Genomic DNA, 14,405 nt, shown 5'->3' with positions numbered 1-14,405 from the left:
TCGAAACATCGAAACCTGAATCACCCGCCCACCTTTCCGGCAAGCGTGACCGGTCGCGGCACGCCATCTCCGGGCAAATTTCCCGCTCCGATTACCTGAAACGCCCGAATCCCCCCGATCCGACGGCAAATCCGAAATGGTTCGATAATGCGGATCGGCGATCCATGCAGACGAGCGAGCGGCCGGGAATCCGTTGCCATGTTGCGCAGGCAACCGGGCCGCAGCATCGTTTGCAGCATCTGCCGGGCCGTGCCTGCAGGCAACGCGGCCCACGACACGGCGCCCTGCCTGGTTGTTCGGAATGTGCGCCGCGCCGTTCGAATCCCCACCCGATGCCTGCCCGAAGCGGGCATCGCAACCAGGAGGTGAACGATGATCACGCTGACCGTCAACGGTAGCGAGCAACACTTCGACGGCAATCCCGACATGCCGTTGCTCTGGTATCTGCGCGATGTTCTCGGCCACACCGGCACCAAGTTCGGCTGCGGGATGGCACTGTGCGGCGCGTGCACCGTGCACGTCGACGGCGTCGCGATCCGGTCGTGCATCACCCCGGTCGCGGCCGCTTCCGGCAAGCGCGTGACGACGATCGAGGGCTTGTCGACCGATCTGACCCATCCGCTGCAGCAGGCGTGGCAGGAACTGAACGTCGCGCAGTGCGGCTACTGCCAGTCCGGGCAGATCATGCAGGCCGCGTCGTTGCTGAAGACGAATCCCCATCCGACCGACGCCGACATCGACGATGCGATGTCCGGCAACATCTGCCGCTGCGGCACCTACACGCGCATACGCGCGGCGATCCGCCTGGCCGTGCGCCGCGGAGGTGCCGCATGAGCGCGCCCGAACTCTCCGTCCATAACGAAAGCCGTCGCGCGCTGCTGCTCGGCTTCGCGTCCGGCGGGTTGCTGCTCGCGTTCGGCGTGCCGTCGCTCGTGCGCGCGGCCGTGCCGAGCCAGCCGCCCGTCAGTGCCGATCCGCGATATGGCGGCGCGGGAATGCCGCACGGGTTGCGAGACGATCCGCACCTGTTCGTCGCGATCGCACCCGATGGCACGGTCACCGTGACCTGCATCCGCTCCGAGATGGGGCAGGGTGTGCGCACGAGCGTCGCGCTCGTGGTGGCGGACGAGCTGGGCGCGGACTGGGCGCGCGTGAAGGTCGCACAGGCCGTCGGCGACGAGCCGCGCTACGGCAACCAGAATACAGACGGGTCGCGCAGCCTGCGCCAGAGCTTCGCCGCGTTGCGCCGCGCGGGCGCGGCGGCGCGCACGATGCTCGAACAGGCTGCCGCCGCGGCGTGGGGCGTCGACGCGCGGCAGGTCAAGGCGACCGTGCATGAGGTCGTCGACACGAAGAGCGGACGCAAGCTCGGCTTCGGCGAACTGGCGGCGAAAGCGGCCGCGTTGCCGGCACCCGATCCGGCAACCGTACCGCTGAAAGCGCCAGCCGAATTCCGCTATATCGGCAAGGGCCAAACGGCGTTGATCGACGGACGCGACATCGTCGCCGGCCGCGCGCACTACGGGATCGACACGCGGCTCGACGGCATGCTGTACGCGGTCGTCGCGCGCCCGCCGGCCTACGGGGACACGGTGGCGTCGTTCGACGCGTCGGCGGCGGAGAAGCTGCCGGGCGTCGTCAAGGCCGTGCCGCTCACGCCGACGCCGCTACCGTCCGGCTTCCAGCCGCTCGGCGGCGTGGCCGTCGTCGCGCGCGACACGTGGACGGCGATCCAGGCGCGCGCGCAACTGAAGATCGACTGGAAGCACGGGCCCAATGCGAACTATGACTCGGCCGCGTATCGGAAGACGCTCGAAGCGGCTGCCGCGCAACCGGGCGACGTGATCCGCAACGACGGCGACGCGGCGGCGGCGCTGGCCGGCGCGGCGAAACGCGTGCGTGCGACCTACTACATCCCGCATCTCGCGCACGCGACGATGGAGCCGCCCGCGGCCGTCGCGCGCGTGGCGGACGGCCGATGCGAAGTGTGGACCTGCACGCAGGCGCCGCAGACCACGCGCGACGAGGTCGCGAAGGCGCTCGGGTTGCCGGGCGAGCGCGTGACGGTCAACGTGACGCTGCTCGGCGGCGGTTTCGGCCGCAAGTCGAAGCCCGACTACGTGGTGGAGGCGGCGCTGCTGTCGAAGGCGGTCGGCGCGCCCGTCAAGCTGACGTTCACGCGCGAGGACGACCTCGCGCACGACTACTTCCATGCCGTGTCGCTCGAAGCGTTCGACGGCGGGATCGATGCGTCGGGGAAAGTGGTCGCGTGGCGGCATCGCACGGTTGCGCCGTCGATCCAGTCGACCTTCAGGGCCGGCATCGTGCACGAGCAGCCGGGCGAGCTCGCGCAGGGGATCGCGGACCTGCCGTTCGCGATCCCGAACGTGCGGATCGAGAACCCGGCCGCGCAGGCGCACACGCGGATCGGCTGGTTCCGCTCGGTCTACAACATCCCGCATGCGTTCGGAATCCAGAGTTTCGTGTCGGAGCTGGCGCACGCGGCCGGCCGCGACCCGAAGGATTTCCTGCTCGAGCTGATCGGGCCCGCGCGGCGTTTCGAGCCGCACATCACGGTGAAGAACGTGAACTACGGCGAGGATCCGGCGCTGTATCCGGTCGACACCGGGCGGCTGCGGCGCGTGGTCGAGACGGTCGCGCGCGAGGCGGGCTGGGGGCGCAAGCTGCCGAAGGGGCACGGGCTCGGGATCGCCGCGCATCGCAGCTTCGTGTCGTATACGGCGGCGGTGTGCGAGGTGCAGGTCGATGCCGACGGCAAGATCACGGTGCCGCGGGTCGACATCGCGATCGACTGCGGGCCGCAGGTCAATCCGGAGCGCGTACGCTCGCAGCTCGAGGGAGCGGTGGTGATGGGGCTCGGCATCGCGCTGCACGGCGAGATCACGTTCAAGGACGGCCATCCGGAGCAGAGCAACTTCAACGGGTTCCAGGTGCTGAGAATGAACGAGGCGCCGCGTGAAATCCGCGTGCATCTCGTCGCGCCCGACGATTTCGCGACACCGCTCGGCGGCGTGGGCGAGCCGGGCCTGCCGCCCGTCGCGCCCGCGCTGACCAATGCGATCTTCGCGGCGACCGGCACGCGCATCCGCAGCCTGCCGGTTGCCGATCAGCTCGCGAAGCCCCGCGCGGGGTGATGCAGTCCCCAGGCCGGGCCGTATCGTGCGGCCCGGTACGCTCCATCCTTGAACAAGGAGTGTCGACATGGCCTCGTCCGATGTCAGCGTGAAGCAGGCGGTTTCCCCCACCGAATGGGACGCGCGAGTCAACCTGGCGGCGGCTTACCGCCTCACCGCGCTGTTCGGCTGGGACGATCTCGTGTTCACCCATATTTCCGCGCGCATCCCCGGCCCGGAGCATCATTTCCTGATCAACCCGTACGGCATGATGTTCGACGAGATCACGGCATCGTCGCTGGTGAAGGTGGATCTCGAAGGACGCAAGGTGTCCGAATCGCCGTACGAGATCAACCCGGCCGGCTTCACCATCCACAGCGCGGTGCACGCGGCCCGCGACGACGCGCTGTGCGTGATGCATACGCATTCGATCAACGGCGTCGCCGTGTCGGCGCAGGCGGGCGGGTTGCTGCCGCTGTCGCAGCAGTCGCTCGGCGTGCTGGCGTCGCTCGGCTATCACGACTACGAGGGCATTGCGCTCAACGAAGGCGAAAAGGCGCGCCTCGTGCGCGACCTCGGCGCCCACACGAACCTGATGCTGCGCAACCACGGCCTGCTGACCGTCGGGGCGACGCCGGCAGACGCGTTCGTCGCGATGTACTTCTTCGAAGCGGCCTGCATGATCCAGGTGCGCGCGCAGGCCGGCGGCACCGCGCTGTTGCCGATCGCACAGCCGATTCTCGACGGCATCAAGCAGCAGATCGCCGCGGTGACGCGCGGCATGGGGGCCGGCGCGCTCGTCTGGCCCGGGCTGCTGCGCCGGCTCGATCGGCGCAATCCGGGGTACGCGGACTAGCGCATCCGTCGTTGTTGTTTGCGAACGACCGTGCTAAATTCCTGCCAGCATTCGCAATCACGGAACCCTTCATTCGGCTGACGAAGCCGGCCCCCGGGAGGCAGCACGATGAGCTTGTTGATGTCGCGACGCGATCTCGCGTTCCTGTTGTACGACTGGCTCGATGCGGAGGCGCTCGTCGCGCTGCCGCGCTACGCGGAGCACAGTCACGAGACCTTCGACGCGGTGCTCGATACCAGCGAGCGGATTGCCGAAGACCTGTTCGCGCCGCATGCGGCACGAGGCGATCGCGAGGAACCGCATTTCGACGGCGAGCGCGTGACGCTGATCCCCGACGTCGAACCGGCCGTGCGCGCCTTCGCGGACGCCGGGCTGATCGCCGCGGGCCACGACGAAGCGCTCGGCGGCATGCGCTTGCCGAAGCTGGTCGAAGCCGCGTCGTTCCTGTTCTTCCAGGCCGCGAACATCGCGACCGCCGCCTATCCGTTCCTGACCGTCGCCAACGCGAACCTGCTCGTCGCGCATGGCACCCCCGCGCAGATCGACGCGTTTGCGCGCCCGGAGCTGGAAGGGCGCTACTTCGGCACCATGTGCCTGTCCGAGCCGCAAGCCGGGTCGTCGCTGTCCGACATCGCGACGCGCGCGGATTTCGAGTGCGACTCGCCGCTCGGCCCGCGCTACCGGCTGACCGGCAACAAGATGTGGATCTCGGGCGGCGAACACGAGTTGACGGAGAACATCGTCCACCTCGTGCTCGCGAAGATTCCCGACGAACACGGCCGGCTGCTGCCCGGCACGCGCGGCATCTCGCTGTTCATCGTGCCCAAGTACCTGCCCGGTACCGCCGGCGGCGCGCAGGGCGAGCACAACGACGTGGTGCTCGCCGGGCTGAACCACAAGATGGGCTACCGCGGCACCACCAACTGCCTGCTGAACTTCGGCGAAGGCACGCGCTACCGGCCGGAAGGGCGGGCGGGTGCGATCGGTTATCTGGTCGGCCAGCCGAACCACGGCCTCGCGTACATGTTCCACATGATGAACGAGGCACGCATCGGTGTCGGCGCGGGCGCGGTGGCGCTCGGCTACACGGGTTATCTGCATGCGCTCGACTACGCGCGGAACCGGCCTCAAGGGCGTCCGCTGGGGCCGGCGGGCAAGGATGCCGCCGCGCCGCAGGCGCCGATCGTCGAGCATCCGGACGTGCGGCGCATGCTGCTCGCGCAGAAGGCCTATGTCGAAGGCGGTCTCGCGCTGATCCTGTACTGCGCGAAGCTGGTCGACGAAGCGCGCGCGCACGACGACGCGACCGTGCGCGCCCAGGCCGAGCGGCTGCTCGACATCCTGACGCCGATCGCGAAAAGCTGGCCGTCGCAGTGGTGTCTCGCGGCGAACGACCTCGCGATCCAGGTGCACGGCGGCTACGGCTACACGCGCGATTACGCGGTCGAGCGGCTCTATCGCGACAATCGGCTCAACCCGATACACGAAGGCACGCACGGAATCCAGGCGCTCGACCTGCTGGGCCGCAAGGTCGCACAGGACGACGGCGCACTGCTGCACGCGCTCGACGGGAGAATCGGTGCGAGCGTCGAACGCGCGCGGGCGCTCGACGCGGGCCTGCGAGAGCAGGCCGATGCGCTGGCGCAGCGCTGGTCGCGGCTGCTCGACGTCACTCGACAGCTCGGCGCGATCGGCGATCAGCAGGCGCGGCTCGCGAACGCGAGTGTCTATCTGGAAGCGTTCGGCCATCTCGTCGTCGCGTGGCTGTGGCTCGACGTGACGCTCGCCGCGCACGGGCAAACCGGCGATTTCCACGACGGCAAGCGTGCGGCCGCCCGCTACTTCTTCCGCTGGGAATTGCCGAAAGTGGACGCACAGCTCGATCTGCTGTCGAGCGTCGACACGACGACGCTCGACATGCGCGACGCGTGGTTCTGAACGTAGCCGTACCAACATCCTGGAATACTGACGATGTCGCGAAGGCCGGCTCGGATGGCCATCGCACATGCGTCTTGAACCGGCCGCGCGGGAGTACCCCGCAGGCCGCATCGATGCGCGGTCGCGCCGCGCAAGGAGAGAGAAGCGCATGAAAGCCCTGTTGTGCACCGCATTTGGCCCGATCGACAGCCTGCGCATCGAAGACGTCGAGATTCCCGAACCGGCGGCCGGCCAGGTCCGGGTCCGGGTGAAGGCCGCGTCGCTCAATTTCCCCGACGCGCTGATCGTCCAGGGGTTGTATCAGGTGAAGCCGGCGCTGCCGTTTTCGCCGGGCGCCGAGTTTGCCGGCGTGATCGACGCGGTCGGCGAGGGCGTTACCGCGTGGCGGCCCGGCGATTCGGTGGTCGCGTTCACGGGGCACGGCGGGTTCGCGCAGCAGTGTTTGGCCGATGCGCACCAGATCGCTCCGTTGCCGCCGGGGATGACGTTCGAGCAGGGCGCGGCGCTCGTGCTCGCATACGGCACGTCGCTGCATGCGTTGCAGCAGCGCGCGCGGCTGCAGGCGGGCGAGACGTTGCTCGTGCTGGGCGCGGCGGGCGGCGTCGGGCTCGCCGCGATCGAGATCGCGAAGGCGCTCGGCGCGCGCGTGATCGCGGCGGCGTCGAGCGCGGACAAGCTCGCGCTGTGCCGTGATGCCGGCGCGGACGAAACGATCGACTATGCAACCGAAGACCTGCGCCGCCGCGTGGACGAGCTGACCGGCGGGCGCGGCGCCGACGTCGTCTACGATCCGGTGGGCGGCGCATACAGCGAGGCGGCGCTGCGCGCGACCGCGTGGCGCGGCCGGTTCCTCGTCGTCGGGTTCGCGGCCGGCGAGATTCCGAAGATCGCGCTGAACCTCGCGCTGCTCAAGGAGCGCGACATCCTCGGCGTGTTCTGGGGCGACGCGGTGCGCCGCGACCCGGCGCAGCATGTCGCGAACATGCGCTTGCTGGCCGAATGGTTCTCGGCCGGCAAGGTGCGGCCCGCGATCACCGAACGCGTGTCGCTGGCCGGTGCGACCGACGCGATCGCGCGGATGGCAAACCGGCAGGTGAAGGGCAAGGTGGTGATTCTGCCGGACGCGTGACTACGGTATGGCGCGTCGTGGCGCAATGCGCGCCGCGACGACCGCGTGCGCCGGTGCGATACCGGTGCAGCCGTGCCGGCGGCCGCCGCGCGAACCCGGTTCAGTCCTTCGGCAGGCGCAGCGTGTCGAGCGCATGCTGCGAAAACTCGACCCAGAACCGCTCGTTCGCAATGCCGGCCTGCAGCACCAGATGCTGCAGGCGCTTCGTGCGTGAATCGTCGGGCGTCGAAAAATCGCGCGCCTCGATCTGCAGATACAGGTCGAGCTTTTCCTGGTGAAGCGCGATGCGCCGCCTGATTTCGTCCTCGAGGCCGGCGGGCCCGAGCACCGCTTCCGCGCGCAGGCGCACCATCAACGCTTCGCGCAGCGGCGTCGGATCTTCCGGTTCGGCGATCCAGCGCCGCAGTTCCTTTTTGCCGGCCGGCAGGATCCGGTACGCGCGCTTGCGGCCGCGCCCCGATTCGGCGGGCAGCGATTCGATCCAGCCCGTTTCCTCGAGGCGCCCCAGCTCGCGGTAGATCTGCTGGTGCGTGGCCTGCCAGAAATAGCCGATCGAGCGATCGAAGCGGTCGGCGAGCTCGGACCCCGAACCGGGACGTTCGGCGAGCGCGGTGAGGAGTGCGTGAGGCAGGGACATGTCGGATCGGATAAGGCTGCGGAATGAACCGCATCTTGCCATATCGGGGCCACAGTACAAGCCATGGGCCACGTTTATGCAACTTATTGCGCAAACGAACGCGGTGAACTACCATCTGTGCAACTTGTTGCATAAAAATGGAGACACTCGATGGCATCCCGCTATCCGCATTTGACGACCCCGCTCGAACTGGGCTTCACGTCGCTCAGGAACCGCGTCCTGATGGGGTCGATGCACGTCGGCCTCGAGGAAGCGCCGCACGGATTCGAGCGAATGGCGGCGTTCTATGCGGAGCGCGCGCGAGGCGAGGCCGGCCTGATCGTCACGGGTGGCTTCGCGCCGAACGAACGCGGCCGTCCGGCACCGGGCGGCGCGATGCTGACGACCGAAGCGGAAGCCGAACGCCATCGCGTCGTGACGCGCGCGGTGCATGCGGAGGGCGGCAGGATCGCGCTGCAGATCCTCCACTTCGGGCGCTACGCATATCACCCGGCGCTCGCCGCACCCAGTGCGCTGAAAGCGCCGATCAACCGGTTCACGCCGCATGCGTTGAGTGGCGACGAAGTCGACGAGACGATCGCCGATTTCGTCCGATGCGCGGCGCTTGCGCAGCATGCGGGCTACGACGGTGTCGAGATCATGGGGTCCGAGGGCTACCTGATCAACGAGTTCATTGCCGCGCGCACGAACCATCGCGACGACGCGTGGGGCGGCGCCTACGAGAATCGCATCCGTTTCGCGGTCGAGATCGTGCGGCGCGTGCGCGAGCGGGTGGGCAAGAACTTTATCGTCATCTACCGGCTGTCGATGCTCGATCTCGTCGAAGGCGGCTCGACGCTCGACGAGGTGATCCGGCTCGCGCAGGCGATCGAGGCGGCCGGTGCGACGATCCTCAATACCGGTATCGGCTGGCACGAGGCGCGTATTCCGACGATCGCGACCAAGGTGCCGCGCGCCGCGTACGCATGGGTCACGCGGCAATTGATGGGCAAGGTCGGCATCCCGCTCGTGGCGACCAACCGGATCAACACGCCGGAAGTCGCCGAACAGCTGCTCGCCGACGGCTATTGCGACATGGTGTCGATGGCGCGGCCATTCCTCGCCGACGCCGAATTCGTGCGCAAGGCGCGGGAAGGGCGCGCGGACGAAATCAACACGTGCATCGGCTGCAACCAGGCGTGCCTCGACCATACGTTCAGCGGCAGGATTACGTCCTGCCTCGTGAATCCGCGCGCCTGCCACGAAACCGAGCTCGTGATCCGCCCCGCACGGCAGCGCAAGCGCATCGCGGTGGTCGGTGCCGGCCCGGCGGGACTCGGTTTCGCGGTCACGGCGGCCGAGCGCGGTCACGCGGTGACGCTGTACGAAGCGGGTGCCGAGATCGGCGGCCAGTTCAACATCGCGAAGAAGGTGCCCGGCAAGGAGGAGTTCAACGAAACGCTGCGTTACTTCCGCCGGCAGATCGAGTTGCGCGGGATCACACTGCATGTCAATACGCGCGCGAGCGCCGAGATGCTGCTGCAGGGCGAATTCGACGAGGTGGTGATCGCGACGGGCATTGTGCCGCGCACGCCGCCGATCGACGGCGTCGGGCATCCGAAGACGCTCGGTTATCTCGACGTGCTGCGCGACGACAAGGCCGTGGGCCGCAGTGTCGCGATCGTCGGCGCGGGCGGCATCGGTTTCGACGTCGCGGAATATCTGGTTCATCGCGATGGCGGCGAACAGGTGGACGCGGACCGGTTCTTCAACGAATGGGGCGTCGATCGATCGTATGCGAGTGCCGGCGGGCTGGGCCGTGCGCAACCCGAGCCGGCCGCGCGGCAGGTGCATCTGCTGCAGCGCAAGGCATCGAAGATCGGCGACGGGCTCGGCAAGACCACCGGGTGGATCCACCGCACGGCGCTGAAGGCGCGCGGCGTCGGCATGTCGTCGGCGGTGACGTACCGTCGCATCGACGATGAAGGATTGCACGTGACGATCGACGGCGTCGAACAGACGCTGCCGGTGGACAACGTGGTGATCTGCGCGGGGCAGGAGCCGTCGCGCGAACTGGCGGAACAACTGCAGGCCGCCGGATGCCGCGTGCATCTGATCGGCGGCGCATACGAGGCCGCCGAACTCGATGCGAAGCGCGCGATTCACCAGGGCACGACGCTGGCCGCGACGCTTTGACGCCGATTCGTTTCTTTTCCGTCCGATGAGTCAGGAGACTTCCGATGACACACTCACCGCTGCAAGTTCATCCCGCTGTCGCGAAATCGCTCGACGTGTGGCACGCGATGATCGACAACAAGGATTTCAGTGCGCTCGAATCGATCGTTCACCCGGATGCGGTGTTCCGTTCGCCGATGGCGTTCAAGCCGTACGGGCCGGCGCCCGCGCTGTTGATGGCGCTGCGCACGGTGATCACGATCCTCGAGAATTTCGTCTATTACCGCCAGTTCGTCACCGACGATGGCCTGAGCGTGGTGCTGGAATTCAGCGCGAGCGTCGGCGACAAGGCGCTGAAGGGGATCGACATGATCCGCTTCGACGAAGAAGGGCGGATCGTGGAATTCGAAGTGATGGTCCGGCCGTTCAATGCGCTGCAGGCGCTCGGTACGGAAATGGGTGCGCGGCTCGGGCAGCAGTTGCCGGCGTTCAAGGTTGGCGGGTGAAGCGGACGATGACCGCGCAACTGCGCGCGTGTCCCGGTTAGGCCGGCCATCGTGAGCGGATGGCAAAGTACGGCTTCACGCACGTGGAAATCGACGGCGTCGCGGCAGGCGGCGGTGCGACGTCGTCATGCCGGATGCCACGCGCGGTGTCGACCGTCGGCACGGCCGGCACCGCATGCGTGTTCACACGGCTGCCGCTCGCGCCAGCCGCTCGGCGAACCAGTCGCAGACGAGCGCGGTGCGCTCGGACGCGTGGTTGTAGATCGTGTGCTCGCCGTCCGGCCAGACCTTGAGCGTCGCATCGCCGGACGTCGCGGCATCGAGAAACGGCTGTTGATCGTCGATCCGGATCAGCGGATCTTCGCCGCCGTGCAGCACCAGCAGCCGACACGCGATACGGTCGCGTTCGGACGAGAAACGCATCCGCGCGAAGTTCGCCGCCACGGCATCGGGATCGTCGTTGCCGAGCATCGCCGCGGCCTGCTCGACGAACGTGCGGAACGGCAGCAGCGTCGGCGCCGCGAGCGCGCCGTTCACGCAACAGGCCGCGATCCGTCGGTCACTCGCGGCAGTCGACGCCGCCCACAACCCGCCGATGCTGTTCCCCCAGATACCGATCGGCCCGGGCACACGATCGGCGACGTGATCGACGAAGCGCCGATAGGCGGCGCTCATGTCGACGTCGACGAAGATCCGCTGTTCGAGCCGCGTCTCGCCCTGGCCCGGCCCCTCGGCGAGCAGCGTGGCGAGGCCGCGTGCCGCGAGTGCGCGCGCGATCGGCCAGTACGCGAAGCCCCAGCCGCTCTGGCCGCCGAACACGATCACGGTGCCGCGTACGCGCTCCGCCGGCGGCCGCACCAGCCAGCCGATCAGGCGCGCATCGCCGAACGGCACTTCGACGCGTTCGATGCGCTTGTCAGACCAGCGCGCGAGGCCGTGCGACGCGTCGACGAGCCGAGCATAAAGCGCGCGCTTGCGCGGCACGTCGTGGTTGAACGCCATCTGCGCGAACAGCAGGTTCGCGATGGCCATCGCCTGCGCGTCGGCGGCCGTGACCAGGTGGCCGGCATCCGCCGCCTGCGCGGCGCGCGCGAGCTGCGCGTCGGCCAGCGCTTCGGCCGCGACGTCCCACGGTTCGCCGTTGGACGTGCGGGCGTGCAGCGCGGTTGCGTCCGCGTAGTCCATCCCGCAATCGAGCAGGCGCGTGACGGGCATCGCGCGTTGCAGCGACAGCGCGAACGGTGACAGTTCGGTCGTCATGCGTCGGTCTCCTTCACGATGCGTGGGCGACGGCTGCCGAAGCCGCGGCAGGCTCGTTCGAAACGGCGGACCAGTGCAGTGCGGCGCGCAGCGCGTCGACGAGCGCGCCGATATCACGCAGGTCGCTTACCGAACCGAACACGATGAAATCGGGCCGCTTGATATACGCGGCGATGCCGTGCGCGTGCATGAACGCGTGCTGGTCGCCGTCTAGATCGACCACGGCATCCGGCGCGCACACGTCGTCGGCCAGCACGGCCACGTGACAGCCGAGCTGCGCGAGGAATGCGCGCTGCGCGTCGTCGAGATGGCGGGCAGGGTGCTCGCGCGTGACGAGCTGGAAACCCTGGCCGACCACGTCGTCGAAACGGCCCTCGGCCGCGCCGCGACGTGCGCGGCCTTGCGGGGCCGGTGCGCCCGTCGACGGCAGCAGCGTGCCGTCGGCTTGCGCGTGCACGATGCCGTGGCCGAGCTTCGGGAACGGCGGCATCGGCGGCATGTTGCCGGAGCGGAACGCCGCGTCGCGCTCGGCGACCTTGCGCGGATCGTCCTCGTTGACGACCTGCCCGAGAAACAGCGACATCTGCGTGATCGCCGTCACGTGCGGGCGGCGCTCGGCTTCATAGGTGTCGAGCAGGTCGGCGGACGCGCGCCCGGTCAGCACCAGGTCGAGCTTCCACGCGAGGTTGATGCCGTCGCGCATGCCGGAGCACGCGCCTTGTCCCATGTACGGCATCATCGTGTGCGCCGCGTCGCCCGCGAGCAGCACGCGGCCGGCGCGCCAGCGTTCGGCCATGCGCGTCTCGAACGTGTAGACGACGTGCCGCAGCAGCGTCAGGTCGTCCGGGCCGTAGCCGTAGTGGTCGTTGAGCCACTTCCAGCCGGCTTCTTCCGTTTCCCATTCGGCCGTCGATTCGTTCGGCAGCACGCGCAGCTCGAAACGCGTGCGCTTCGTGCCGATCGGCATGTGCATGTACGCGCGCGCCGGATCGCAGTAGATCGTCGTGCGCGCGCAGCCGTCGCCGAGATCGCGCTTGTTTTCCGAATCGAGATTGAGCCAGCGTTCGTTGCAGCCGAAATCGGAGCGTTCGATGCCGAGCGTGCGGCGCACGAGGCTGTTCGCGCCGTCGGCGCCGATCACGTAGCGCGCGCGAATGACGCGCGGCCTGTCGGTCCATTGCGCGTCCTGGCCGCAGCGGGACGGATGCGCGGTCAGCGTCACGCCGTCGTCGTCCTGCCGCAGCGCGTCGACTTCCCAGCCGCGCAGGATCGTCACGTTCCTGAAGGCGCTGGCGCGCGCATCGATCGCGTCCTCGATGTCGGGCTGGTAGATCGAGATGTGCGCGGGATAGCCGCATGCGCGGCCGGTCCAGTTCAGTTCGAGCAGCAGGTCGCCGTTCGCGTCGCAGTAATGGTAGGTGTCGACGGCCTTCGCGTTGCGCAGCGCGTGATCGACGTCGGCACTGGCCTGCACGATGCGCGCGGTTTCGCCGTCGATGTGCGTGAGGCGCGGCAGGCCGTAGGGCGTCGGCCAGCGTTCGAGGACGATCACGCGATGGCCGGCGCGGCCCAGCATCGATGCGGCGACGAGGCCGGTCGGGCCGTAGCCGACGATCGCGACGTCGCAGTGTTCGGCGGTGCTGTCGCCGTGCGCGCTCGATTCGGTATTCATGTGGGATGTCTCCATGATGGTGGTATTTGTTGGTTTGTCGTGTGTTCGATTCAGCGCGCGGTGGAGCCGGGCAGGTTGCCGTCGAACGCGTCCTGCAGCAGCGCGCGCAGGCCGTCGCGTTCGATCGGGCGAGGGTTCCAGTACGGATTGGCGGCCGCGAGATCGGCCGCGCGATCGAGGTCGGCTTCCTGCATGCCGATCGCCTTCAACGAGACGGGCGCGCCGTTGTCGAGCGCCAGTGCGTAGAGGCCGCGCGCCGCGTCGTTCGTGCCGATCGCGCGGGCGATGCGCTGCATCGCGTCCGGCGCGTGCGCCGCGTTGTACGCGAGCGCATGCGGCAGCACGACCGTATGGGTCGGCGCGTGCGGCAGGTTGAAGCTGCCGCCGAGCGTATGACAGAGCTTGTGATGCAGCGCCATGCCGACGTTGCCGAGCACCATCCCGCACAGCCATGCGCCGTAGAGCGCGTCGCTGCGTGCGCCGAGATCGGCGGTGTTGCGGCGCACGCCGGGCAGGCCGCGCGCCAGCGCGCGAATCCCTTCTTCGGCGACTAGGCTCATCACCGGGTTCGCGTTGTTCGCGTAGAGGCCTTCCGCTGCGTGCGCGATCGCATTGAGCCCGCTCGTCACGGACAGCTCGACGGGCAGCGTGACGGTGAGCGCGGGATCGTAGATCACCGTTTTCGGCAGGACGCGCGCGTCGGAGCCCGTGCGCTTGATGCCGCCTTCCGTCAGGCCGTAGATCGGGGTCATCTCGCTGCCCGCATACGTCGTCGGGATGGCGAGGATAGGCAGGCTGCTTTCGAGCGCGATCGCCTTGCCGAGGCCGATCGTGGAGCCGCCGCCGATCGCGATCGCGCAATCCGCACCGCACGACCGGGCGAACGCCTGCGCATCGCGGGCGATTTCGATCGGCACGTGCATCGTCGCGCGATCGTACAACCCGGCCGCGCGCGCGCCGAGCCGCTCGACGATGGGTTGCGCGAGGTCGCGCTGCTCCGGCGTGCAGAGCACGAGCGCACGCTGCGCGCCCAGTTCCAGCACTTCGCGTTCGAGATGGTCGAGGCTGCCTGCGCCGAAGATCACGCGTGCGGGGCGTGCCTGGTAAATGAAATTCATG

Annotated in this window: 11 protein-coding genes; 7 read left to right on the top strand and 4 right to left on the bottom strand. The window is 68.5% G+C overall.

The annotated features are described in order from the left end of the window. The first annotated feature begins 372 nt into the window (after window positions 1–372). The 5 genes from DPV74_RS04545 (at window position 373) to DPV74_RS04525 (ending at window position 7,057) form a co-directional block, all read left to right on the top strand. Window positions 373–834, top strand: a complete 462-nt coding sequence (locus tag DPV74_RS04545) for a (2Fe-2S)-binding protein (protein ID WP_021157241.1) — start codon at window positions 373–375, stop codon at window positions 832–834. Beyond that, on the top strand, window positions 831–3,155 hold the full coding sequence (locus DPV74_RS04540; protein ID WP_119336623.1) for a xanthine dehydrogenase family protein molybdopterin-binding subunit: 2,325 nt from the start codon (window positions 831–833) through the stop codon (window positions 3,153–3,155). Before DPV74_RS04545 ends, DPV74_RS04540 begins: the two co-directional genes overlap by 4 nt. A gap of 67 nt (window positions 3,156–3,222) precedes the next feature. Continuing rightward, entirely contained in the window at window positions 3,223–3,990 is a 768-nt protein-coding gene (locus DPV74_RS04535; RefSeq protein ID WP_119336622.1) for a class II aldolase/adducin family protein, read from the top strand. Window positions 3,991–4,098: 108 nt separating this feature from the next. Beyond that, a complete protein-coding gene (locus DPV74_RS04530; protein ID WP_119336621.1) occupies window positions 4,099–5,928 on the top strand; it encodes an acyl-CoA dehydrogenase in 1,830 nt (609 codons plus the stop codon). Between the two features lie 148 nt (window positions 5,929–6,076). Then, on the top strand, window positions 6,077–7,057 hold the full coding sequence (locus DPV74_RS04525) for an NADPH:quinone oxidoreductase family protein (RefSeq protein ID WP_119336620.1): 981 nt from the start codon (window positions 6,077–6,079) through the stop codon (window positions 7,055–7,057). Between the two features lie 100 nt (window positions 7,058–7,157). Here the strand turns inward: DPV74_RS04525 and DPV74_RS04520 are convergent, their stop codons facing one another. Then, on the bottom strand, window positions 7,158–7,694 hold the full coding sequence (locus tag DPV74_RS04520) for a PadR family transcriptional regulator (protein WP_021157238.1): 537 nt from the start codon (window positions 7,692–7,694) through the stop codon (window positions 7,158–7,160). Between the two features lie 150 nt (window positions 7,695–7,844). On the opposite strand from DPV74_RS04520, the gene DPV74_RS04515 reads away from it, so the two are divergent. Together DPV74_RS04515 and DPV74_RS04510 are read left to right on the top strand one after the other, a co-directional pair. Beyond that, on the top strand, window positions 7,845–9,869 hold the full coding sequence (locus tag DPV74_RS04515) for an FAD-dependent oxidoreductase (RefSeq protein WP_059695635.1): 2,025 nt from the start codon (window positions 7,845–7,847) through the stop codon (window positions 9,867–9,869). A 44-nt stretch (window positions 9,870–9,913) separates the two neighbouring features. Beyond that, window positions 9,914–10,354, top strand: a complete 441-nt coding sequence (locus DPV74_RS04510) for a nuclear transport factor 2 family protein (RefSeq protein WP_060193757.1) — start codon at window positions 9,914–9,916, stop codon at window positions 10,352–10,354. 183 nt (window positions 10,355–10,537) lie between these two features. On the opposite strand, the gene DPV74_RS04505 is transcribed toward DPV74_RS04510, so the two are convergent. Genes DPV74_RS04505 through DPV74_RS04495 form a run of 3 tightly spaced genes read right to left on the bottom strand, consistent with a single transcriptional unit; the run spans window position 10,538 to window position 14,404 of the window. Next, window positions 10,538–11,614 (bottom strand): S9 family peptidase, encoded by a 1,077-nt coding sequence (locus DPV74_RS04505; RefSeq protein ID WP_119336619.1) that lies wholly within the window; start codon window positions 11,612–11,614, stop codon window positions 10,538–10,540. Between the two features lie 13 nt (window positions 11,615–11,627). Continuing rightward, the gene (locus DPV74_RS04500; RefSeq protein WP_119336618.1) at window positions 11,628–13,286 is read right to left on the bottom strand and encodes a bifunctional 3-(3-hydroxy-phenyl)propionate/3-hydroxycinnamic acid hydroxylase; all 1,659 of its coding nucleotides are present in this window, start codon (window positions 13,284–13,286) and stop codon (window positions 11,628–11,630) included. A gap of 50 nt (window positions 13,287–13,336) precedes the next feature. Next, entirely contained in the window at window positions 13,337–14,404 is a 1,068-nt protein-coding gene (locus DPV74_RS04495; RefSeq protein ID WP_119336617.1) for a maleylacetate reductase, read from the bottom strand. Window position 14,405 lies beyond the last annotated feature (1 nt).

Source organism: Burkholderia sp. HAN2018 (genome assembly GCF_024704855.1).
In the GTDB taxonomy this organism is placed as follows: Bacteria; Pseudomonadota; Gammaproteobacteria; order Burkholderiales; family Burkholderiaceae; genus Burkholderia; species Burkholderia cepacia.
The sequence above is the reverse complement of the archived record's forward strand: the minus strand, read 5'-3'. Positions and strand labels throughout refer to the sequence as shown.

What these genes read in the sequence shown, in the direction of transcription:
- DPV74_RS04500 (WP_119336618.1), bottom strand. Translation starts at nt 13,286, where the DNA reads ATGAATACCGAATCGAGCGCGCACGGCGACAGCACCGCCGAACACTGC.
- DPV74_RS04525 (WP_119336620.1), top strand. Translation starts at nt 6,077, where the DNA reads ATGAAAGCCCTGTTGTGCACCGCATTTGGCCCGATCGACAGCCTGCGC.
- DPV74_RS04540 (WP_119336623.1), top strand. Translation starts at nt 831, where the DNA reads ATGAGCGCGCCCGAACTCTCCGTCCATAACGAAAGCCGTCGCGCGCTG.
- DPV74_RS04515 (WP_059695635.1), top strand. Translation starts at nt 7,845, where the DNA reads ATGGCATCCCGCTATCCGCATTTGACGACCCCGCTCGAACTGGGCTTC.
- DPV74_RS04545 (WP_021157241.1), top strand. Translation starts at nt 373, where the DNA reads ATGATCACGCTGACCGTCAACGGTAGCGAGCAACACTTCGACGGCAAT.
- DPV74_RS04530 (WP_119336621.1), top strand. Translation starts at nt 4,099, where the DNA reads ATGAGCTTGTTGATGTCGCGACGCGATCTCGCGTTCCTGTTGTACGAC.
- DPV74_RS04535 (WP_119336622.1), top strand. Translation starts at nt 3,223, where the DNA reads ATGGCCTCGTCCGATGTCAGCGTGAAGCAGGCGGTTTCCCCCACCGAA.
- DPV74_RS04510 (WP_060193757.1), top strand. Translation starts at nt 9,914, where the DNA reads ATGACACACTCACCGCTGCAAGTTCATCCCGCTGTCGCGAAATCGCTC.
- DPV74_RS04495 (WP_119336617.1), bottom strand. Translation starts at nt 14,404, where the DNA reads ATGAATTTCATTTACCAGGCACGCCCCGCACGCGTGATCTTCGGCGCA.
- DPV74_RS04505 (WP_119336619.1), bottom strand. Translation starts at nt 11,614, where the DNA reads ATGACGACCGAACTGTCACCGTTCGCGCTGTCGCTGCAACGCGCGATG.
- DPV74_RS04520 (WP_021157238.1), bottom strand. Translation starts at nt 7,694, where the DNA reads ATGTCCCTGCCTCACGCACTCCTCACCGCGCTCGCCGAACGTCCCGGT.